General features: G+C 76.2%; 11 protein-coding genes. 8 read left to right on the top strand and 3 right to left on the bottom strand.

The window, feature by feature from the left end:
* The 4 genes from ACZ7LB_RS13825 to moeZ all read left to right on the top strand — a co-directional run.
* The coding region (locus ACZ7LB_RS13825) for a hypothetical protein (protein WP_471467919.1) at window positions 1-1,085 on the top strand (1,085 nt) is incomplete at its 5' end.
* Complete coding sequence (locus tag ACZ7LB_RS13820) at window positions 1,082-2,128, top strand: NAD-dependent epimerase/dehydratase family protein (protein ID WP_471467917.1); 1,047 nt, start codon at window positions 1,082-1,084, stop codon at window positions 2,126-2,128. The genes ACZ7LB_RS13825 and ACZ7LB_RS13820, both read left to right, overlap by 4 nt.
* Before the next feature lie 49 nt (window positions 2,129-2,177).
* On the top strand, window positions 2,178-2,873 hold the full coding sequence (locus ACZ7LB_RS13815; protein ID WP_471467915.1) for a spherulation-specific family 4 protein: 696 nt from the start codon (window positions 2,178-2,180) through the stop codon (window positions 2,871-2,873).
* Between the two features lie 63 nt (window positions 2,874-2,936).
* A complete protein-coding gene (gene moeZ / locus ACZ7LB_RS13810) occupies window positions 2,937-4,115 on the top strand; it encodes an adenylyltransferase/sulfurtransferase MoeZ (RefSeq protein WP_471467914.1) in 1,179 nt (392 codons plus the stop codon).
* Between the two features lie 110 nt (window positions 4,116-4,225).
* Here moeZ and ACZ7LB_RS13805 read toward each other — a convergent pair whose 3' ends face one another.
* From ACZ7LB_RS13805 to ACZ7LB_RS13795, 3 genes are all read right to left on the bottom strand, one after another.
* Window positions 4,226-5,758, bottom strand: coding sequence for an alpha/beta hydrolase (locus ACZ7LB_RS13805; RefSeq protein WP_471467912.1), 1,533 nt, complete (start codon window positions 5,756-5,758; stop codon window positions 4,226-4,228).
* 130 nt (window positions 5,759-5,888) lie between these two features.
* Window positions 5,889-7,436, bottom strand: coding sequence for an alpha/beta hydrolase (locus ACZ7LB_RS13800; RefSeq protein ID WP_471467910.1), 1,548 nt, complete (start codon window positions 7,434-7,436; stop codon window positions 5,889-5,891).
* A gap of 279 nt (window positions 7,437-7,715) precedes the next feature.
* A complete protein-coding gene (locus ACZ7LB_RS13795) occupies window positions 7,716-10,532 on the bottom strand; it encodes a lysylphosphatidylglycerol synthase domain-containing protein (protein ID WP_471467908.1) in 2,817 nt (938 codons plus the stop codon).
* 185 nt (window positions 10,533-10,717) lie between these two features.
* Between ACZ7LB_RS13795 and ACZ7LB_RS13790 the strand changes: the two genes are divergently transcribed.
* The 4 genes from ACZ7LB_RS13790 to ACZ7LB_RS13775 all read left to right on the top strand — a co-directional run bounded on the left by ACZ7LB_RS13790 (window position 10,718) and on the right by ACZ7LB_RS13775 (window position 20,650).
* Window positions 10,718-11,131, top strand: coding sequence for an MGMT family protein (locus ACZ7LB_RS13790; protein ID WP_471467906.1), 414 nt, complete (start codon window positions 10,718-10,720; stop codon window positions 11,129-11,131).
* Window positions 11,132-11,560: 429 nt separating this feature from the next.
* Window positions 11,561-15,376 (top strand): ATP-dependent helicase, encoded by a 3,816-nt coding sequence (locus tag ACZ7LB_RS13785; RefSeq protein WP_471467905.1) that lies wholly within the window; start codon window positions 11,561-11,563, stop codon window positions 15,374-15,376.
* A gap of 299 nt (window positions 15,377-15,675) precedes the next feature.
* Complete coding sequence (locus ACZ7LB_RS13780; protein ID WP_471467904.1) at window positions 15,676-19,227, top strand: UvrD-helicase domain-containing protein; 3,552 nt, start codon at window positions 15,676-15,678, stop codon at window positions 19,225-19,227.
* Between the two features lie 10 nt (window positions 19,228-19,237).
* Entirely contained in the window at window positions 19,238-20,650 is a 1,413-nt protein-coding gene (locus ACZ7LB_RS13775) for a dipeptidase (RefSeq protein ID WP_471467902.1), read from the top strand.
* The last annotated feature ends 57 nt before the right edge of the window (window positions 20,651-20,707 follow it).

Genomic DNA, 20,707 nt, shown 5'->3' with positions numbered 1-20,707 from the left:
GTCCCGTCCCTGAGTCGGGTCCCGGCGCTGGCCCGGTTCGCGACGCTGACCTTTGCGCCCGCTCCGGCCGAGGCCCCGGCACCGGCCGAGGTCCCGTCCCTGAGTCGGGTCCCGGCGCTGGCCCGGTTCGCGACGCTGACCTTTGCGCCCGCTCCGGCCGAGGCCCCGGCACCGGCCGAGGTCCCGACCCCGAGCCGGGTCCCGGCGCTGGCCCGGTTCCCGACACCGACCCCGACTCCGGCACGCGCCCGAGTCCCGGCCCCGGCCTCAGTCCCGGCCCCGGTCCGGGCTCCGCCCCCCGCTTCCGCACCGCCCCCGGCGTCTGCTGGCTCCTCGGCTACGCCCTCCTCGGCGACGGGCTGCTCACGACCGCGCTCACCGGCGGCCCCGACGGTCCGCCCACCGGCGCCGCCGACGGCCCCTGGCCCGCCACCGCGGGTCCCGTCCTGGCCCTCGCCCTGTCCTGCGCGCCCGCCGCCGTCGCCGCCCGCCTGCTCACCAGCCGCCTCCGCACCACCTCGGCCCGCCGCCGACCGGCCCCCGGCCCGGGGACGGCGGGCCTCCCGGGCGTCACGCCTCCTCTGCTGCTCGGCGCCGTCGCCCTGTACCTGGCCGCCCTGGCGGGTCTGCTCGCGCTGACCGGGCGGCTCCTGGGCGAGCCCGTCGCCCTGCTCCAGGCGCTTCCCCTGGGGGCGCTGCTCCTGCTCGCCCGGCTCCTCGCCGTCCACGGCGGCTCCCGGGGCGCCGCCCTCGTCGTCGGTGCCGCCGCGATCGCCGAGGCCGCCGCCCTGGCCGTCGTGTTCGCCGGGCGGCTGCCGGGGCTGGACCCCGTGGCCCTGCCGGTCCAGGCCCTCGTCACCGTCTGGGGCCCGGCCTCCGTACCCGCCGCGGCCTGCTCCGCCGGCGCCCTGATCCTGCTGATCCACGCGTGCCGACGGCTCACCGGAGCCCCGGCCCCCGCGCCCGCGGAGCGACCGCGCCGACCGCGCGCTCCCCGGACGCCCACCCCGCACCACCTTCTCGAAGGAGACCCGCAGATGACCACCTCCCGACCCGACGCCTCGGCACCGGGAGCCGCGCGATGAGAGTCCTGCTGATCGGAGCCAACGGCTACCTCGGCCGCTTCGTCGCCGACCGCCTGCTCGCGGACCCCGCCGTCCAGCTCACCGCGCTCGGCCGGGGCGACGACGCCGACGTCCGCTTCGACCTCGCCACCGGCAGCCCCGGCGCCCTCACCCGCTTCCTCGACGCGGTCCACCCCGGCGTCGTCGTCAACTGCGCCGGTGCCACCCGGGGCGGGGCCCGCGAACTGACCCGGCACAACACCGTCGCCGTCGCCACCGTCTGCGAGGCGCTGCGGCGCAGCGGCTGCGGCGCCCGCCTGGTCCAGATCGGGTGCAGCTCCGAGTACGGGCCCAGCCAGCCCGGCTCCTCCACCGCCGAGGACGCGGTGCCCCGCCCGGGCGGCCCGTACGGTGTCAGCAAGCTCGCCGCGACCGAACTCGTCCTCGGTTCCGGCCTGGACGCCGTGGTCCTGCGGGTCTTCTCACCCGCCGGTCCCGGTACCCCCGCCGGTTCCCCCCTCGGGCGGCTCGCGGAGGCCATGCGGCGTGCCATGCAGTCCGGCGACGGGGAGCTCCGGCTCGGCGGACTCGGCGCCCAGCGCGACTTCGTCGACGTCCGCGACGTGGCCCGGGCCGTGCACGCCGCCTCCCTCTCCGCCGCCCAGGGCGTGATCAACATCGGCTCGGGCCGCGCCGTCCGGCTGCGCGACGCCGCCGCCACCCTCGCCCGGGTCGCCGGCTACGGCGGCGCCCTGCACGAACTCGACGCCCCTCCCGGGGTGTTGCGGCCCACCATCGGCCATCCGCGCACCGAGGCCCTCGTGCACCGCGCCGACGTCCTCGGCCACCACCGCCCCGACCCGGCAGGGCATCACCGCGACGGTCTCGCCCACCGCGGCGACCCCGACCACGTCACCCCCGTCGCCCACCCCTACCCGGACGGCTGCGGCGGCTGGCAGCAGGCCGATGTGCGCACCGCGCGCGACCGGCTCGGCTGGCGCCCCCGGATCAACCTGGAGGAATCCCTCGCGGACATCTGGATGGAGGCCGCGTGTCGTATCTGACCGCGCCGTCACCGGCGCGGCGGGCACCCGGGTCCGCAGCGGCCTCGGCGTGCCGGGCGCGGCCCACCCCCTCCTCGCGCCCGCCGCGTGGGCCGCTCTCGCGACCCCCGGCGCGCCCCTGCACTGGGGGGTCCTCAACGTCGCGGACGGGCCCGGCGCCCATCTCGACCCGAGCTGCCTGGAAGTCGCCGGGCGGCTGCGCGGCGCCGGGGTCGGGGTGCTCGGCCACCTGGACGCCGCCTGGGGCGCGCGCGGCCCGGCCGACCTGCTCGCCGACGCGGAGCGGTACCTCGACCGGTACCGGGTCGGCGGCTTCCTCCTCGACCGATGCCCCTCCGGACGGTCCGGCCTGCCCGCCGTCCGCCGCACCGCCGGCGCGCTCCGCGCGCTGTGTGACGATGTCCACCTCGTCCTCGGCCACGGGACCCATCCCCACCCCGGCTACGCCGAGAACGCCGACCAACTCGTCACCTTCTCCGGCGCCTGGAGCGACCACCGCTGGTCCCGGGCGGCCGAGTGGACCGCCGCCCATCCGCCGGACCGCTTCTGCCACTTCGTGCACGGCGTACCGCGCGGTCATCTGGAGGAGGCGCTGCGCATAGCCCGCTGGCAGGGGGCCGCCACCGTCTACTTCACCGACCGCGCCGGCCGTGCCGACGGGGCCGCCCGCGGCACCCCCTGGGAGGCCCTGCCCGGGTACTGGGACGGAATTGTCTCGGAAGCCGGGACGGGTGTCTCGGAATGAAAAAGGCCGTGGCAGTGTTACGAGCGGAAGAACCGTAATCACTGACCGACAAACGGAGTCCCCGTGTCGCTGCCACCCCTGGTCGAGCCCGCCCCCGAGCTCACCGTAGACGAGGTCCGCCGGTACTCCCGCCACCTGATCATCCCCGATGTAGGGATGGACGGGCAGAAGCGGCTGAAGAACGCCAAGGTGCTCGCCGTGGGCGCGGGCGGCCTCGGCTCCCCGGCCCTGATGTACCTGGCGGCCGCCGGTGTCGGCACCCTCGGCATCGTGGAGTTCGACGAGGTCGACGAGTCGAACCTGCAACGCCAGGTCATCCACAGCCAGGCCGACATCGGCCGCTCCAAGGCCGAGTCCGCCCGGGACACCATCAAGGGCATCAACCCGTACGTCGACGTGATCCTTCACCAGGAACGGCTTGAAGCCGACAACGTGATGGACATCTTCAGCCAGTACGACCTCATCGTCGACGGCACGGACAACTTCGCGACGCGCTACCTGGTCAACGACGCCTGTGTGCTGCTGAACAAGCCGTACATCTGGGGGTCCATCTACCGCTTCGACGGTCAGGCCTCGGTCTTCTGGTCCGAGCACGGCCCGTGCTACCGCTGCCTCTACCCGGAGCCCCCGCCCCCCGGCATGGTCCCGTCCTGCGCCGAGGGCGGCGTCCTCGGCGTGCTGTGCGCCTCGGTCGGCTCCATCCAGACCAACGAGGCCATCAAGCTCCTCGCGGGCATCGGCGAGCCGCTGGTCGGCCGCCTGATGATCTACGACGCCCTGGAGATGCAGTACCGCCAGGTCAAGGTCCGCAAGGACCCCGACTGCGCGGTCTGCGGCGAGAACCCGACCGTCACCGAACTCATCGACTACGAGGCCTTCTGCGGCGTCGTGTCCGAGGAGGCCCAGGCGGCGGCGGCCGACTCCACGATCACTCCCAAGCAGCTCAAGGAGTGGATCGACGACGGCGAGAACATCGAGCTCATCGACGTCCGCGAGCCGAACGAGTTCGAGATCGTCTCCATCCCGGGCGCCCGCCTGATCCCGAAGAACGAGTTCCTCATGGGCTCCGCCCTCGGCAGCCTTCCGCAGGACAAGAAGATCGTCTTGAACTGCAAGACGGGTGTCCGCAGTGCGGAAGTCCTGGCGGTGCTCAAGTCGGCCGGATTCGCGGACGCCGTGCACCTCGGCGGCGGCGTGGTCGGCTGGGTCAACCAGATCGAGCCGGAGAAGCCCATCTACTGACCGGGCACCGGTCCTCCGGAGCACCGGGCCGCCCGCGGCCCGTGCCCCGGACGTGCTCCCCGTACGGCGGGGGCCTCGCGCACCACGGGTGCCCGGGGCCCCCGCCGTCGTCATGAGCAGACCCGGCCGTCCTCCGGCACCCTGCCCTCCAGCAGATAGGCGTCGACGGCCGAGTCCACGCAGTCGCTCCCGCTGCCGTAGGCGCCGTGGCCCTCGCCCTCCCAGGTGAGCAGCACGCCCACCCCCTTGCCCAGGCCGTCCGCCATCCTGCGGGCCCCCTCGTAGGGCGTCGCCGGGTCGCCGGTGTTGCCCACGACCAGGACCGGGGCGGCGCCCGGCGCGCTCACCTCCGGGGTGTCGCGCTGCCCCCGCACCGGCCACTCGCGGCACCACCCGGCCGTGTCCCAGGCCATGAACGCCCCGAACACGGGGGAGATCTCCTCGAACTCCGGCAGCAGCGCCCTCGCCTCCTCCACCGTCGGCCGCCGCCTGTCGTCCAGGCACGATATGACCCGCTGGGAGTGGCCCATCGTGCCGTACCGGCCCGACTCGTCCCGCTCGTTGTACATGTCGGCGAGCCGCAGCAGCTCCGAGCCGTCCCCCGCCTCCGCTGCGTCCAGCGCACTGGTCAGCACCGGCCAGCCGTCCTCGCTGTACAGCGGCAGCGAGATCCCGGTGATCGCCAGGGTCTGGGTCAGCTCGCGCCCGGACGAGGCGGGCAGCGGCTCGGCGTCGAGCCGCGCCAGCAGCTCGGCGATCCTCCCGGTCCCCTCGACGGGGTCCTCGCCGGTGGACTCCAGATAGCTGTCCAGCGCGCGCTGGAAGCCCCGGGCCTGGTTCTCGGCGTGGCCCACGAGGTCCGCCGTCGGGTCCACCACCGCGTCCAGGACCAGGCGGCCCACCCGCCGGGGGAACAGGTGGGCGTAGACACCGCCCAGCTCGGTGCCGTAGGAGAAGCCGAGGTACCGCGTCTCCCGGTCGCCGAGCACATGGCGCATCAGATCCATGTCACGGGCGGTGTCGGTGGTGGAGACGTGCGACATGAGCGGGCCGGCGGCCTTGGCGCAGCCCCTGCCGAAGTCGGCCGCGTCCTTGAGGAAGGCCGCTTCCTCGGCCGGGGTGTCGGGCGTCGAGTCCACCGCCCCGGCGGCGTCCAGCGCCTCGTCGTCGCGGCAGCGGATGCCGCTGCTGGCGGCCACCCCGCGCGGGTCCCAGCTGACCAGGTCGTACCGCCGGTGGAGGCGGGAGAGGACGTCCTCGTAGGACGGCAGCGTGGACACCCCGGAATCGCCGGGGCCGCCGAAGTTGAGGAACAGGGAACCGATCCGCTCGCCCCCGCGGGCCTTGCTGCGGATCATCGAGAGGCCGATCGTCCCCCCGTCCGGCTTCGACCAGTCCAGCGGCGCCCTGAGCGTGGCGCACTGCCACGCGCGGCCCGGCGCCGGACCGCCGGCGGTGGCCCCGCACCGCTTCCAGGTGAGCACCTGGGAGGCCAGGGAGCCGGGCACGCCGGGCGGTGCCGACACCGAGGGCGGCGCACTGCTCCGCTCCTCGCCGGCGCCCCCGCCGAGCAGGCCGCCGCAGCCCGTGGCCAGCAGTGCCGCGGCCGCGGCCAGGGCCGTCCACCGTACGAGACGCGTCATCGCGCATTTCCCCCTCACAGGCCCTCCGCGCCCTGCGGCGGACGGCGATCACGCCATGTTAGGCGGATCGCCCGAAGCCCGCCGGGGCCTGTGGACAACGTTCTGACCTGCCGCTTCCGCTGGTCCGGCGTCAGGCGCAGACGGTTCCGGAGGCGGGCGGCCGCCCGTCCAGCAGATAGGCGTGCACGGCCTTGCGCACACAGGCGTTCCCGCTGTCGTAGGCGCCGTGGCCCTCGCCGTCGAAGGTCAGCCGGACCCCGACGCCCCGTCCCAGCGCCTCCGCCATCCGCGCCGCGCCCTCGTACGGTGTGGCCGGGTCGCCGGTGTTGCCGATGACCAGGACCGGGGCGGCCCCGGCGGCGCCGACGTCGGGGTGGTCGGCGGCGCCCTCCACCGCCCAGTCGGTGCAGCCCACCAGGCCCCAGGCCAGGAACTCCCCGAACACCGGGGAGGCGGCGCGGAAGGCGGGCAGCTTCCGCTCCACGTACGCGGCGTCGTAGCGGGGCCTGTCGTCGGCGCAGTTGATGGCGGTGTTGGCCGCGGTGATGTTGCTGTACCCGCCGTTCTCCTCACGGCCGTTCAGGGCGTCGGAGAGCACCATCAGCACCCGGCCGTCACCCTCGTACGCCTGCTCCAGGCCCTCGGTGAGGAACTCCCAGAAGTCCTTCGAGTACAGCGCCTGGGCGATGCCCCCGGTGGCCGCGGTCTGCGTGAGGTCGCGCGGGGGGATGCCGGGGATCGGGGCGCGGTCGAGGTCCTTCAACAGCCGCGAGATGCGGTCCTCGACGTCCTTCGCGCTGTCCCCGACGGGACAGTCCTGCGCCCGGGACACGCAGTCCGCGGCGAAGTCGCCGAGCGCCCGCTGGAAGCCCCCGGCCTGTCCGAGGGAGGTCTGCTCGGGCGTCTCCGTCGGGTCGACCACCGCGTCGAGGACCGCCCGTCCGACCCGCTCCGGGAACAGGTGGGCGTAGACGCCGCCCAGTTCGGTGCCGTAGGAGATGCCGAAGTAGTGCAGCCGGTCGTCGCCGAGGACCTGCCGCATCAGATCCAGGTCGCGGGCGGCCTCGGTGGTGCGGACGTGGGGCAGCATCCGTTCGGAGCGCTTCTCGCAGGCGGCGTTGAACCGCCGGGTGCCGGCCAGGAGCGCCGCGCGTTCGGCGGCGTCGTCGGGGGTCGCGTCCTGCTGGAAGTGGGCGTCGAGCTGCTTGTCGTCGAGGCACTCCACCGGGACGCTGCGGCCGACGCCGCGCGGGTCGAAGCTGACCAGGTCGTAGCGGGTGCGCAGGGTCTCGTAGTCCTTGCCGAAGGCGGGCAGGGTGGAGACGCCCGAGCCGCCGGGGCCGCCGAAGTTGAAGACCAGGGAACCGATCCGCCGGTCCGCGCCGCCGCTGGAGCGGACCCGGATCAGCGCGAGCCCGATCGTCTCCCCGCCCGGGTCGTTCCAGTCCAGGGGCGTCCTCATGGTGGCGCACTGCCAGGCGCCGCCGTCCGGCAGCGGGGAGGGCGGGGCGCCGCCGCCCTCGGCCTCGGAGGGCGCCGGGCACCCCCGCCAGTCCAGCCGCTGGTCCGCCAGGCCGCCCCCCTGCCCCTCGGCGTCGCCGCACCCCGTCAGCAGGGCGGAGAGCAGCAGGGCGGTGCCGGTGAGGGCGGCGGCGCGCGGGGCGAGCGGAGAGGGCATGGGCCCATCGTGCTCGCGCGCGCGGGGGAGCGCCCGGGACGGGGGCCGTACGGGGGACCGGGCGGGGCGGGAGCGGGCCGGGGGAGCGCCCCGGAACGGCCGCGCCGCGCCGGGGAGGCGGGCGCGCGCCGTCGTACGGTTCCCGGCGCGCGGGACGGGCCGCGCGTACCGGGGCGCGCGGGACCGCTCAGGCACCGCCCGCCCGCGCGGGAGCGCTCCGGCACCCCTGGCGCGCGCGGGGCCTCCGTGAAGACCCCGGCGGCTCCGGCGGTCCGGTCGCTACAGCGCTTCCTTGCGGGACAGGTGGTTGAAGGCGAGCCATCCCGGCAGCACCGGCAGCCACAGCGTGAGCAGCCGGAACAGCAGCACCGCCGGGGCGGCGACCTCCTTGGGCAGGCCCACCGCGATCAGACCGACCGTCAGGGTGGCCTCCACCGCCCCCACGCCGCCCGGGGTGGGGGCGGCGGAGCCCAGCGCGTTCCCCGCGAGGAAGACGACGGCCACGCTGGCCAGGCTGATCGACGAGGTCTCGTCCCCGAAGGCGCGGATCGAGGCGTCCAGGCACATCACGAAGCAGCCGGTGAGCAGCAGCATGCCGCCGATGCCGGTGACCAGCTTCTGCGGCCGCTGGAGCACGTCGAGCATGCGCGGCACGACCCCGGCGAACAGCGACCGCACCCGAGTGACGACGAACTTCCGCAGGAACGGCACGGAGGTGACCACCAGGACCAGCACCGCCACCGTCAGCAGACCCGCGATGACCGTCCGGGAGGGGGACAGGGACGGCGTCTTCTCCGTGCCGGTCAGATACCCGAACGACATCAGCATCAGGATGTGGCAGCCCAGCCCGAACAGCTGCGAGGCGCCGACGCTGGCCACCGCGAGCCCCGGCCGCACCCCCGCGCGCTGGAGGAAGCGCGTGTTCAGGGCGACGCCGCCGACCGCCGGGGGCGCGACGATCTTCACGAACGATCCGGCGACCTGTGCCGCCACCGTCCTCGGGAACGGCACCCGCTCGGGCACGAACCCCAGCAGGGACATCGCCGCCGCCACGTAGCTGGCCGCCGAGAACAGCACGGCGGCGGCCACCCAGCCCCACTGCGCGTTCGCGATCAGCGGACCGAGCTCGATGTGGGTGAGCTGCGTCAGCAGGAAGTAGGCGCCGATCGCGCCGGCGATGAAGCTGATCAGCGTGCGCGGCCGGACCCGCTCCAGCCGGGCCGGCTCCACCGGAGCCTGCGGCCTGATGCGCAGCACCGCGTGCCGGATCAGGGTGAGCAGGTCCTCCTCGCGGGCCTCCTCCACGGCCTCGTCGACGGCCCGCTTCTCGGCCCGCTGCTCGGCGCGCACGGCCTTCTTGCCGGCCTTCTTGTCGTGCCGCTCGTGCTTGCGGTCGCGCCGGTCCGGGGCGGGGCCCTCCGGCGCGGGCTCCTCGACGGCGGGCGTCGCCCCCGCCTCCGCGGCCTCCGTGCGGGCCTGCTTGGCCAGCCGCGACGACTCCAGGACGGCCTCCCGCTCCCGCTCCGCCCGCTCGCGGGCCAGTCTGCGCAGGGTGGCCCGGGTGGAGCGGCTGAGCGCGATCGGCTGGAGCATCGGCAGGCAGTCCGCGACCGCGTCCGGGCCGAGCACCGCCACCGCCGACGCCACCGCCCGCTCGGCGCCCACCCGCAGCCCCAGGGTCACCAGGAGCTGGGAGATGTCCATGCGCAGCAGCAGATCGCCCGCCGCGATCTCGCCGATGCGCAGATCGGTGAGGATCACCGTGCCGGAACGATCCACCAGGATCGCGTCCCCCACCAGCCTGCGGTGCGCGATCCGCCGGGACTGGAGCGACCGCACCTGCTCCCAGGTGTCGCGCAGCAGCGCGTCGGTGATCTCGTCGTCCGCCAGCGAGTCCAGGGTGCGCCCGCCGGTGTGCTCGTAGACGAGCATCACGGCGTCCGGGCCCAGTTCCGAGGTCGCGATCAGCTTGGGCGCGTTGGCGCCGGCCGCGATGGCCGCGTAGGCGAGCAGCGCCTCCTGCTCCAGGGCCTGGCGCAGGGACGGGAAGCTGCGCCGGGTGGCGAAGCCGCGCAGGGTGAGGTTGCGCCAGGCGCGGTAGAAGAAGCCCTGTGCCTGCTGCTCCCGGTCCACCACGGTGACGTCCAGCGGTGGACCGTCCTCCAGGGTGACGAAGTACCGCCGCCCCCGGTCCCCGCTCTCGGCGCTGTCCGCCGGGGCCTCCTCGCGCGCGGCGGTCACCGGGTGGAAGCCGACCGTCCGCAGGCCCGCCATCAGGGTCCGGCCGGTGGGGCGGACGTTGGGGGAGCCGACCGCGTACAGGGTGCCGTAGGCCACGGTCCACCCGATGAGGACCGTCAGGATGATCGAGAACGGGGTGGTGTACCCGGTGACGAGCATCGAGAAGGCGTCCAGGAGCAGCACGATCCACAGCACCGCCCGCCAGCGGGGCCTGCGGGACATGCCGACCGCCGTCATGTAGGCGATGACCGGCGCCAGGTAGCCGTGCACGGGGTCGGTGAGCGCGTGCCCGCCCCCGGGAGAGGGCTGGGTGAGCGCCTCCTGGATGGACTCCGGGGCGCCGTTGGCCACCCACAGGTCGGTGGCGAGCGTCACGCCGTGCGCCAGGACGGCCGCGAGCACCCCGTCGGCGATCCGCAGGCCGTCCCGTTTGACCAGCCGCTCGATCGCGAAGGCGACCGGGACCAGCAGGATCGCGATGCTGGAGGCCAGCCCCGCGATCTTGATGAGCAGGTCGGGGGCCTGTCCGGTGCCCTTGTTGATGTCCTGTTCGAGACCGGAGGTGGTGCCGTGGGCGAAGGCGGCCACCGCGAGCAGCACGCCGACGGCGAGCACGCCCACCAGGAGCCGCATCAGGTCGGAGGGCCGGTGCACGCGCGCGGGGAGCAGCGGTTCGTCGCCCTCCACCTCGTCGATGTGCGCCACGTCGGCCGGGTCGGCGGCCCGCACCGATCCGCTCCCGCGCGGGCGCCCGCCGGTGCCGTCGCCGTCGCCGTCCGTCCCGGGGGCGCCGGGGCGCGCCGGGGCGTCAGAGGTGCCCTCGGCGTCCTCGGGGTGCACACCCTGCTGCTTCATCGCCTCTTCTTGCTCTCGTGTCCCAGGTCGGTCGTCAACCGCACGATGGTGGCATGCCGCGCCGCCACCGGGGGGCATCAGGGTGCCCGTGCGGGCGGCACAGTCTGCCGGAAGCGCCGCCCCCGGGCGAGCGCCCCGCCCCGGCCACCCGCGCGCGGGCCGCGCTGTCGGTGGGGTGCGGCAGGATGGGGCGGGTGAGCGAGCACAGCCTTCCGAGTGAGCGCGGTCTTCCGGAGGACGCCCGGCCGGAGTACGCCGACGCGCTGCCCGAGTACGCCGAGCGGGTCCTCGACGTGGCCGATCTGATTCCGCCGGGCCGCGTCATGACCTACGGCGACGTGGCCGAGTGGCTCGGGGAGGGCGGGCCCCGGCAGGTCGGGCGCGTGATGTCCCTCTACGGGGGCGGGGTCCCCTGGTGGCGGGTGGTCCGCGCGGACGGCTGCCTGCTCGCCGGCCACGAGCCGGAGGCCCTCGCCCACTACCGCGAGGAGGGCACGGCCCTGAGGGAGGCGGGCCGGTCCACCACGGGCCATGTGCCCCGGCTCGATCTGGGGCGGGCCCGGTGGGACGGCGGGGAGCGCGCGAGGGATCACACCTGACAGCTTCCGGCGGACCGCGCGCCGGAGGGCGGCGGATGGTCCGTACGGGGGAACCGGGACGGACCGGGCACGTCCCCGGGATGGCGTACGTTCGTGGGGCGGGGGACGTCCGTGGCCCGCGCGGACCGGACGGCCCCGCAGCCCGGGAGGCGGCCGGCCGGCCGCCGGTCCTCCCCCGGCCGGGTCGTCCCGTACGGCCGGGGCGGTCCACCCGGTCCGGGCGTGCCGCACGGCCCCGGCGTTCCGCGCTTCCGGGGCGCCGACGACGACCGGGGCGGCCGGGAGTCCGGGGGGAAGGAGGGGCAGGCCCGCCCTCCGGCCGTCCGGACGGCGTAGCGTCGGCCGGGCGCGTCCTCCTCGTCCCGGGGCCGCCGCCGTCACCGAGGGACGCAAGGCCCACCCGCACACCCACCAGGACCGGCGAACCACGTGAGCTCCTCTTCCTCCACCAGGCGCCTGCCGCCCCCCCAGGGGCGGCGGGGGGACCGTGGCGCTTACCGACTGGTCCGTACCCCACCCGCGCGGAGGCATCCCCCCCGCCTGGACGCCGCGCAGCGCGCCGTGGTTGACCACCGCACCGGGCCCCTGCTGGTCCTGGCCGGTCCCGGCACCGGCAAGACCACCACGCTCGTCGAGTCCGTGGCCGACCGGATCGCCCGGGGCGGCGACCCGGAACGCATCCTGGTGCTCACCTTCAGCCGCAAGGCGGCCGTCGAACTGCGCGACCGCATGGCGCTGCGCATGGGCGCCGCGCGCGCCCCCCGGGCCACCACCTTCCACTCCTTCGGCTACGCCCTGGTCCGCGCCCACCAGGACAGCGAGCTGTTCGTCGAACCGCTGCGCCTGCTGTCCGGCCCCGAGCAGGACGTCACGGTGCGCGAGCTGCTCGCCGGACAGGCCGACCTGGAGCGGCTCGGCCTCGCCCATGTGCGCTGGCCCGACGAACTGCGCGCCTGCCTGACCACCCGGGGCTTCGCCGACGAGGTCCGCGCCGTGCTCGCGCGCAGCCGGGAACTGGGGCTCGGACCGGACGCCCTGGAGGACTTCGCCCGGGGCATCGGGCGCCCCGACTGGCGCGCGGCGGCGGTCTTCCTCGCGGAGTACCTGGACGTGCTCGACCTCCAGGGCGTGCTCGACTACGCGGAACTGGTCCACCGGGCGGTGCTCCTCGCCCGCCGTCCGGAGGTCGCCGCGGAGCTGTCGGCGCGCTACGACGCCGTCTACGTCGACGAGTACCAGGACACCGACCCCGCCCAGGTGCGGCTGCTGCACGTCCTGGCCGGGGGCGGCCGCACCCTCGTCGCCCTCGGCGACCCCGACCAGTCGATCTACGCCTTCCGGGGCGCCGACGTGAACGGCATCCTCGGCTTCCCGCACGCCTTCCCGCGCGCGGACGGCCGCCCCGCGCCGGTCGAGGTGCTGCGCACCTCCCGCAGGTCCGGTGCCGCGCTGCTGGCCGCCACCCGGCTGCTCACCCGGCGGATGCCGCTCACCCGGCTCCCCGCCGACAAGGCGCGCGCCCACCGGGACCTCCTCCCCGACCGGGAGGGGGGCCGCGTCGAGGTGCACACCTACCCGACCTCCGGCACCGAGCTGGACAACATCGCGGACATCCTGCGCCGGGCCCACCTGGAGGACGGGGTCCCCTGGGGCGAGATGGCCGTCCTGGTGCGCGCCGGGTCCCGGGGCATCCCGGCGGTCCGCCGCGCCCTCACCTCGGCGGGCGTCCCCCTGGACATCGACGGCGACGACATCCCGCTGCGCCACGAACCGGCGGTGGCCCCCCTGCTGACCGCCCTGCGCGCGGTGGCCTCGGCGGAGGCGGCCGACGCCCCGGGGGCCCGGCCGCGCGCCCGCGCGGGGGGAGGCGGGCCCGGAGAGGCCGGGGGCACGGGCGCGGACGGCGCGCGCGCCGGCGGCGACGGCGTGACGGGCACGGACGGCGCGGGCGCGGACACCGCGGGGGACGCGGGCGGTGCTTCCGGGGACGGGACGGGGACCCGCGCCGCGACCGGCGACGCGGGGACAGCGGCCGACATGGCCACTGCCTCGGCCACTGCCACTGCCACTGCCACCGCCACGGACCCGGCCGCCGCCGGGGCGAGCGCGGACGCCGATGCGGACTCGGCGGCCGACGCCGCCGGAACGGCCGTCGGCGCGAGTGCGGCAGCGGACACGGACAGGGCCGTCACCCCCGGCGGAACGGCCGCCTCCGACATGACCGCCGCCACGGACACCGCCGACGCAGACCCAGCCACGGACACCGCCGACGCAGGCCCGGCCACGGACACGGCCGATGCAGGCCCGGGCACGGACACCGCCGACCCGGACACCGTCACCGCGCCAGGCACCCCACGGCCCTGCTGGCTCGACACCGAGACCGCGCTCACCCTGCTGACCTCCCCCCTCGCCGGTATGGACGCCGCCGACCTGCGCCGTCTCGGGCGCGCCCTGCGCGACGAGGAGCGGGCCGCGGGCAATCCGCTGCCCGCCCCCTCCGACGACCTGCTCGCCCGCGCCCTCGCCGAGCCGGAACGGCTCACCGTGCACGACCCGGCGTACGCGCGCGGCGCCCAGCGGCTCGGCGCGCTGCTGCGCCGGGCCCGCGAGCGCCTGGCCGCCGGCGGCAGCGCCGAGGAGGCCCTCTGGGACCTCTGGGAGGGCACCCCCTGGCCCGCCCGCCTCGAACGGTCCGCCCGGCGCGGCGGCCCCGCCGGGCGCAACGCCGACCGCGACCTCGACGCCGTGTGCGCCCTCTTCGCGACCGCCGCGCGCGCGGAGGAGCGCACCGGGGGCCGGGGCGCCCTCAACTTCCTGGAGGACGTCGACGCGGCGGACATCGCCGCCGACACCCTCACCCGGCGCGCCCTGCGCCCCGACGCCGTACGGCTGATGACCGCCCACCGCTCCAAGGGCCTGGAATGGCGGCTGGTGGTCGTGGCGGGCGTCCAGGAGGGCCTGTGGCCTGACCTGCGCCGCCGGGGCTCCCTCCTGGAGGCCGACCGCATCGGACGCGACGGCCTCGCCGAACCCCTCACCCCCGGCGCCCTGCTCGCCGAGGAGCGCCGCCTCTTCTACGTGGCCGCCACCCGCGCGCGCGAGCGCCTGGTCGTGACCGCGGTGAAGGCACCGGCCGACGACGGCGACCAGCCCTCCCGGTTCCTGACCGAACTCGGCGTGGAACCCTCCGACGTCACCGCCCGTCCCCGCCGCCCCCTCGCCGTCGCGGCGCTCGTCGCGGAGCTGCGCGCCACCACCGTCGACCCGCGCGTCTCGGACGTCCTGCGGGAGGCCGCCGCCCGGCGGCTGGCCCGGCTCGCCGCCCTCGCCGACGAGGACGGCCGCCCCCTGGTGCCGTCCGCCCACCCCCACCGCTGGTGGGGCATGTGGGACCCGACCGAGAGCACGGTGCCGCTGCGCGACCGGGACCAGCCCGTGACGCTCTCCGGCAGCGCCCTGGACCAGCTCGCCAACACCTGCGCGCTGCGCTGGTTCCTGGGCCGCGAGGTGAAGGCCGACGCCCCCGCGACCGCCGCCCAGGGCTTCGGCAACGTCGTGCACGTCCTCGCCGACGAGGTCGCCTCCGGGCGCACCGCCGCCGATCTCGACGTCCTCATGGAGCGCCTGGACTCGGTGTGGAACGCGCTCGCCTTCGACGCGCCGTGGAAGTCGGAGCAGGAGAGGGCCGACGCGCGCGCCGCCCTCGAACGCTTCCTCCAGTGGCACGTCATGGACCGCGCCGGGCGCACCCCCGTGGTCAGCGAGCACGACTTCGACGTGACCCTGGAGGCCGGTGAGCACCGGGTGCGCATCCGCGGCCAGATGGACCGGGTCGAGGCCGACGGCGACGGGCGCGCCTACGTCGTCGACTTCAAGACGGGCAGGCAGGCGCCCACCGCCGCCGAGGTGGCCCGCCACCCCCAGCTCGCCGTGTACCAGCTCGCCGTCCGTGAGGGCGCCGTCGACGGGGCCTTCGGCGGCGCGCGGCCCGCGCCCGGGGGCGCGGAACTCGTCCAGCTCCGCCAGGGCGCGGCCAGGCGGGACGGCGGCGAGACCCTGCCGAAGGTGCAGGCACAGGACTTCCTGGAGGGCCCGGAGGGGGAGTGGGTCGGCGACCTGCTGGCCGTGGCCGCGGGCAAGGTGCTCGACGAGCGGTTCACCCCCGCCACGGGCCAGCACTGCACGCACTGCGCCTTCCGGGCCTCGTGCAGCGCCCGGCCCGAGGGACGGCACATCGTGGAGTGAGCACGGCCCCGGAGGCGCCGCCGGGGCCCGGAGGGAGCCGCCCGGGGCCGGAGAGCGCCTGCCGGGTCCGTGACCCCGAGCCGGGCCCCTGGCCTCGGCCTCCGCCCCACGCCCCCGCACAGGGGTCCACCACCCCGCGTCCGGGTCCCCAGCCCCTCGCGTCCGCGTCCCCCCCTCGCGACGGGGCCCCGGCCTTCGAGCCCCCGCACCGCGGAAACCCGCCCCCGCCCACCCGGGCTTCGTCCCGTCCCGCGGGGAACGCGGCGCCCGTTGTCGGCGGGCGCCGTTAGCCTCTTGGGGTGCCCGCTCGCATCACCGACCCCGAGCAGCTCAAAGAGCTCCTCGGCATCCCGTTCACGCCGGAGCAGACGGCCTGCATCGTCGCGCCGCCCGCCCCGCAGGTCATCGTGGCCGGAGCCGGGTCGGGCAAGACCACGGTCATGGCGGCGCGCGTGGTCTGGCTGGTCGGCACCGGCCGGGTCGCCCCGGAGCAGGTGCTCGGCCTGACCTTCACCAACAAGGCCGCCGGAGAGCTGGCGGAGCGCGTCCGCAAGGCCCTGGTCAGGGCCGGGGTCACCGACCCGGACGCGATCGACCCGGACAACCCGCCCGGCGAGCCGGTGATCTCCACGTACCACTCCTTCGCGGGCCGCCTCCTGGCCGACCACGGTCTGCGCCTCGGCCTGGAGCCCAGCTCCCGCCTCCTCGCCGACGCCACCCGCTACCAGCTCGCCGCGCGCGTGCTGCGCGAGGCCCCCGGCCCGTACCCGTCCCTCACCCGCTCCTTCCCCGACCTGGTCGGGGACCTCCTCGCCCTCGACGCCGAGCTCTCCGAGCACCTGGTGACGCCCGAGGAACTGGGCCGCTGGGACGCCGGCCTGCTGGACGTCCTGGCGGGCGCCCGGCTCACCAACGCCGAGCTGCGCAAGGTCCCGGAGGCCGCCGCCGCCCGCCGGGAGCTCGCCGGGCTCGTCGGCCGCTACCGGGCCGCCAAGCGCGACCGCGACCTGCTCGACTTCGGCGACCAGATCGCCCTGTCGGCCCGGCTCGCCGGGCTGCCCGAGGTGGGCCGCGTCCTGCGCGACGAGTTCCGCGTGGTCCTCCTCGACGAGTACCAGGACACCTCCGTCGCCCAGCGCGTCCTCCTGGCGGGCCTGTTCGGCGGCGGCACCGGGCACCCCGTGACCGCCGTCGGGGACCCCTGCCAGGCCATCTACGGCTGGCGCGGCGCCTCCGTCGCCAACCTCGACGACTTCCCCGAGCACTTCCCGCACGCCGACGGCACCCCCGCCGCCCGCCAGGCGCTCAGCGAGAACCGCCGCAGCGGAGGCCGCCTGCTGGACCTCGCCAACGGCCTCGCCGCCCCCCTGCGCGCCATGCACGCGGGCGTGGAGGCGCTGCGCCCCGCCCCCGGCGCCGAGCGCGACGGCACCGTCCGCTGCGCCCTGCTCCCCACCCACGCCGAGGAGACCGCCTGGCTCGCGGACTCCGTCGCCCACCTCGTGCGCACCGGCACCGCCCCCGGCGAGATCGCCGTCCTGTGCCGCACGGCCGCCGACTTCGGGGAGATCCAGGGCGCGCTGGTCGCCCGGGACGTCCCCGTCGAGGTGGTGGGCCTCTCCGGGCTCCTGCACCTGCCCGAGGTGGCCGACCTGGTCGCCGTCTGCGAGGTCCTCCAGGACCCCGGCGCCAACGCCTCCCTGGTCCGCCTGCTCACCGGCCCGCGCTGGCGCATCGGCCCGCGCGACCTGGCCCTCCTGGGCCGCCGCGCGCGGCTCCTGGTGGGCCGGGCGGGCGCGGACGGCGGCGACGACCCCGACCGGCGGCTCGCGGCGGCCGTCGAGGGCGTCGACCCCGCCGAGGTGGTCTCGCTCGCGGACGCCCTCGACACCTTCCTGGAGAGCCCTCCCGGCGGCACCGGGGACGACGACCGGCTGCCCTTCTCGGCGGACGCCCGGGTCAGGTTCGCCCGCCTCGCCGCGGAACTGCGCGACCTGCGCCGCTCCCTGTCCGACCCGTTGATGGACGTCCTGCACCGGGTCCTGGCCGTCACCGGCCTGGAGGTCGAGCTGTCTGCCTCCCCGCACGCCCTGGCGGCCCGCCGCCGCGAGACCCTGTCGAACTTCCTGGACGTCGCCGCCTCCTTCGCGGCGGGCGACGGCGAGGCCACCCTGCTCGCCTTCCTCGGCTTCCTGCGCACTGCCGCCCAGTACGAGAAGGGCCTCGACAACGCGCTGCCCGGGGGCGAGAACACCGTCAAGGTGCTCACCGCGCACCGCTCCAAGGGGCTGGAGTGGGACGTCGTCGCCGTCCCCGGCCTGGTCACGGGCACCTTCCCCAGCGGCCAGGGGCGCGAGAAGTGGACCGCCCAGGGCCGGGTCCTGCCGCACGGGCTGCGCGGCGACGCCGACACGCTCCCGGACGTCGCCTCCTGGGACGCCAAGGGCCTCAAGGACTTCCACGGGGCCATGAAGGACCACCAGCACACCGAGGAACTCCGCCTCGGCTACGTCACCTTCACCCGGCCCCGCTCCCTGCTGCTCGGCTCCGGTCACTGGTGGGGGCCCAGCCAGAAGCGCCGGCGCGGCCCCTCGGACTTCCTCACCGCCCTCCACGACCACTGCGCCGCCGGACACGGCGAGATCGAGGTCTGGGCCGGCGAACCCGCCCCCGACGAGGAGAACCCGGCCCTGCGGGCGGGCGCCGCCGACCTGGCCTGGCCGCTGCCCCTGGACGGCGAGGCGCTGGCCCGCCGCCGCGCCGCCGCCGCGACGGTACTGGCCCACCTGGACTCCCTCCCGTCGGCGGGCGCCGCCCAGGACCCGCCCGCGCCCGCCGCCCCGCCTACCGCCCCGCCCGCCGGGGCCGCCCCCGGCCGGGCCCCCGCGCCGGACGACGAGCCCTTCGCCGACGAGGAGACCCTCCCCCCGGACGAGGACCCCCACGACACCGCCGACGGCCCGGCCGACACCGCCGACTGGGACTCCTGGACGGCGGACCGTCCCGCCGCCCCCGCGCGGCGGCCCGCCCCCACGGTCCCGCACCAGGCCCCGCCCCCCGGACCGGCCGGACCCGCGGGGACCCGGGAGACCGCCCGCCCCACCCCCGAGGAGGCCCGCGCCATCGCCTCCTGGGACCGCGACCTCGACGCCCTCACCGGCGAGCTGCTGCGCGCCCGCCGGGGCGTGACCGAGGTTCCCCTGCCGGCCGCGCTGACCGCCTCCCAGGTGCTGCGCCTGGCCGCCGACCCGGACGGCTTCGCGCAGGAGCTGGCCCGCCCCATGCCCCGCCCGCCCCAGCCCGCCGCCCGCCGCGGCACCCGCTTCCACGCCTGGATCGAGGCCCGTTTCGAAGCCCTGGCCCTGCCCATGCTGGAACCCGACGAGCTGCCCGGCGGCGACGCCGAGATCGCCGACGAGCGCGACCTGGAGTTCCTCAAGGACGCCTTCGAGCGCACCGCGTACGCGCGCCGCACCCCGTACCGGGTGGAGGCGCCGTTCCAGCTCTCCCTGGCCGGGCGCGTGGTGCGCGGACGCATCGACGCCGTCTACCGGCTGGAGGAGGGGGACACGGCCCGGTACGAGATCGTCGACTGGAAGACGCACCGCGTCCACGAGGCCGACCCCCTCCAGCTCGCCGTGTACCGCCTCGCCTGGGCGGAGCAGCGGAACGTGCCCCTGGAGTCCGTTACGGCCGCCTTCGTCTACGTACGCACCGGCGAGGTCGTGCGCCCCGAGGGGCTGCCGGACCGGGCCGGGCTGGAGCGGCTGCTGCTCACCGGGGACGCTGGTGACGCATCGCACGGCCCCGACGACGCCTCGCACGGCCGGGGGGTCCGCGCGGGCCGATAGGCTCGTGGGCATGAGCAAGCCCGTTGACAGTGCCGTCAGCGCCGTCCGTACGTACATCGACCGGCATCGCGCAGTCTTCCTGGACGACCTCGCCGCCTGGTTGCGCATCCCCTCCGTGTCGGCCCAGCCCGACCACGCCGAGGACGTACGCCGCAGCGCCGACTGGCTCGCCGCCAAGCTCCGCGAGACCGGCTTCCCGGTCGTCGAGGTCTGGCCCACCCCCGGCGCCCCTGCCGTCTTCGCCGAGTGGCCCGCACAGGACCCCGAGGCCCCGGTCGTCCTCGTCTACGGCCACCACGACGTGCAGCCCGCCGCCGTCGGGGACGGCTGGGACAGCGACCCCTTCGAGCCCGTCGTCCGCGGGAACCGCCTCTACGCGCGCGGGGCCGCCGACGACAAGGGCCAGGTGTTCATGCACACCCTCGGCGTCCGCGCGCACCTCGCCGCGACCGGCCGCACCGCTCCCGCGGTCACTCTCAAGCTCCTGATCGAGGGCGAGGAGGAATCCGGCTCCCCGCACTTCCGCGCCCTGGTGGAGGAGCGCGCCGGACGGCTCGCCGCCGACGCGGTGATCGTCTCCGACACGGGGATGTGGGCCGAGGACACCCCGACGGTGTGCACCGGCATGCGCGGCCTCGCGGAGTGCGAGGTCCGGCTGTACGGCCCCGACCAGGACATCCACTCCGGCTCCTTCGGCGGCGCGGTCCCCAATCCCGCCACCGCCCTCGCCCGTCTCGTCGCCGCCCTCCACGACGAGGACGCCCGGGTCGCCGTCCCCGGCTTCTACGACGGCGTCGTCGAGCTCACCGACGAGGAGCGCCGCCTCTTCGCCGAACTGCCCTTCGACGAGGACCGGTGGCTGCGCACCGCCAGGTCCCACGCCGCCCACGGCGAGGCCGGGCACACCACCCTGGAGCGCGTCTGGGCCCGCCCCACCGCCGAGGTCAACGGCATCGGCGGCGGCTACCAGGGCGCCGGCGGCAAGACCGTCATCCCCTCCTCCGCCATGGCCAAGCTCACCTTCCGGCTGGTCGCCGGCCAGGACCCGGCCCACATCGAGAAGGCGGTCCGCGCCTGGGCCGCCGACCGGGTGCCCGCCGGCATCCGCTGCGAGATCGTCTTCGGCTCCGCCACCCGCCCGTGCCTGACGCCGCTGGACCACCCGGCGCTGCGCTCCGTGACCCGCGCCATGGGCCGGGCCTTCGAGCAGCCGGTGCGCTTCACCCGCGAGGGCGGCTCCGGACCGGCCGCCGACCTCCAGGAGGTCCTGGACGTCCCGGTGCTCTTCCTCGGCATCTCCGTGCCCTCCGACGGCTGGCACGCCCCCAACGAGAAGGTCGAACTCGATCTGCTGGCCAAGGGCGTCGAAACCTCGGCGTACCTGTGGGAGGACCTGGCGGAGCACTGGCGGAACGCCCCCTGACCACCCGCGCGGTTCCGGGGGCCGGCGTCGCGCGGGGCACACTGGAGGGGTTGTCCC

Source organism: Streptomyces sp. NPDC107521, from assembly GCF_055598485.1.
Note: the sequence above shows the minus strand (reverse complement) of the source record. Positions and strands in the feature narration are given on the sequence as shown.

What these genes read in the sequence shown, in the direction of transcription:
- ACZ7LB_RS13820 (WP_471467917.1), top strand. Translation starts at nt 1,082, where the DNA reads ATGAGAGTCCTGCTGATCGGAGCCAACGGCTACCTCGGCCGCTTCGTC.
- ACZ7LB_RS13805 (WP_471467912.1), bottom strand. Translation starts at nt 5,758, where the DNA reads ATGACGCGTCTCGTACGGTGGACGGCCCTGGCCGCGGCCGCGGCACTG.
- ACZ7LB_RS13800 (WP_471467910.1), bottom strand. Translation starts at nt 7,436, where the DNA reads ATGCCCTCTCCGCTCGCCCCGCGCGCCGCCGCCCTCACCGGCACCGCC.
- ACZ7LB_RS13795 (WP_471467908.1), bottom strand. Translation starts at nt 10,532, where the DNA reads ATGAAGCAGCAGGGTGTGCACCCCGAGGACGCCGAGGGCACCTCTGAC.
- ACZ7LB_RS13790 (WP_471467906.1), top strand. Translation starts at nt 10,718, where the DNA reads ATGGGGCGGGTGAGCGAGCACAGCCTTCCGAGTGAGCGCGGTCTTCCG.
- ACZ7LB_RS13775 (WP_471467902.1), top strand. Translation starts at nt 19,238, where the DNA reads ATGAGCAAGCCCGTTGACAGTGCCGTCAGCGCCGTCCGTACGTACATC.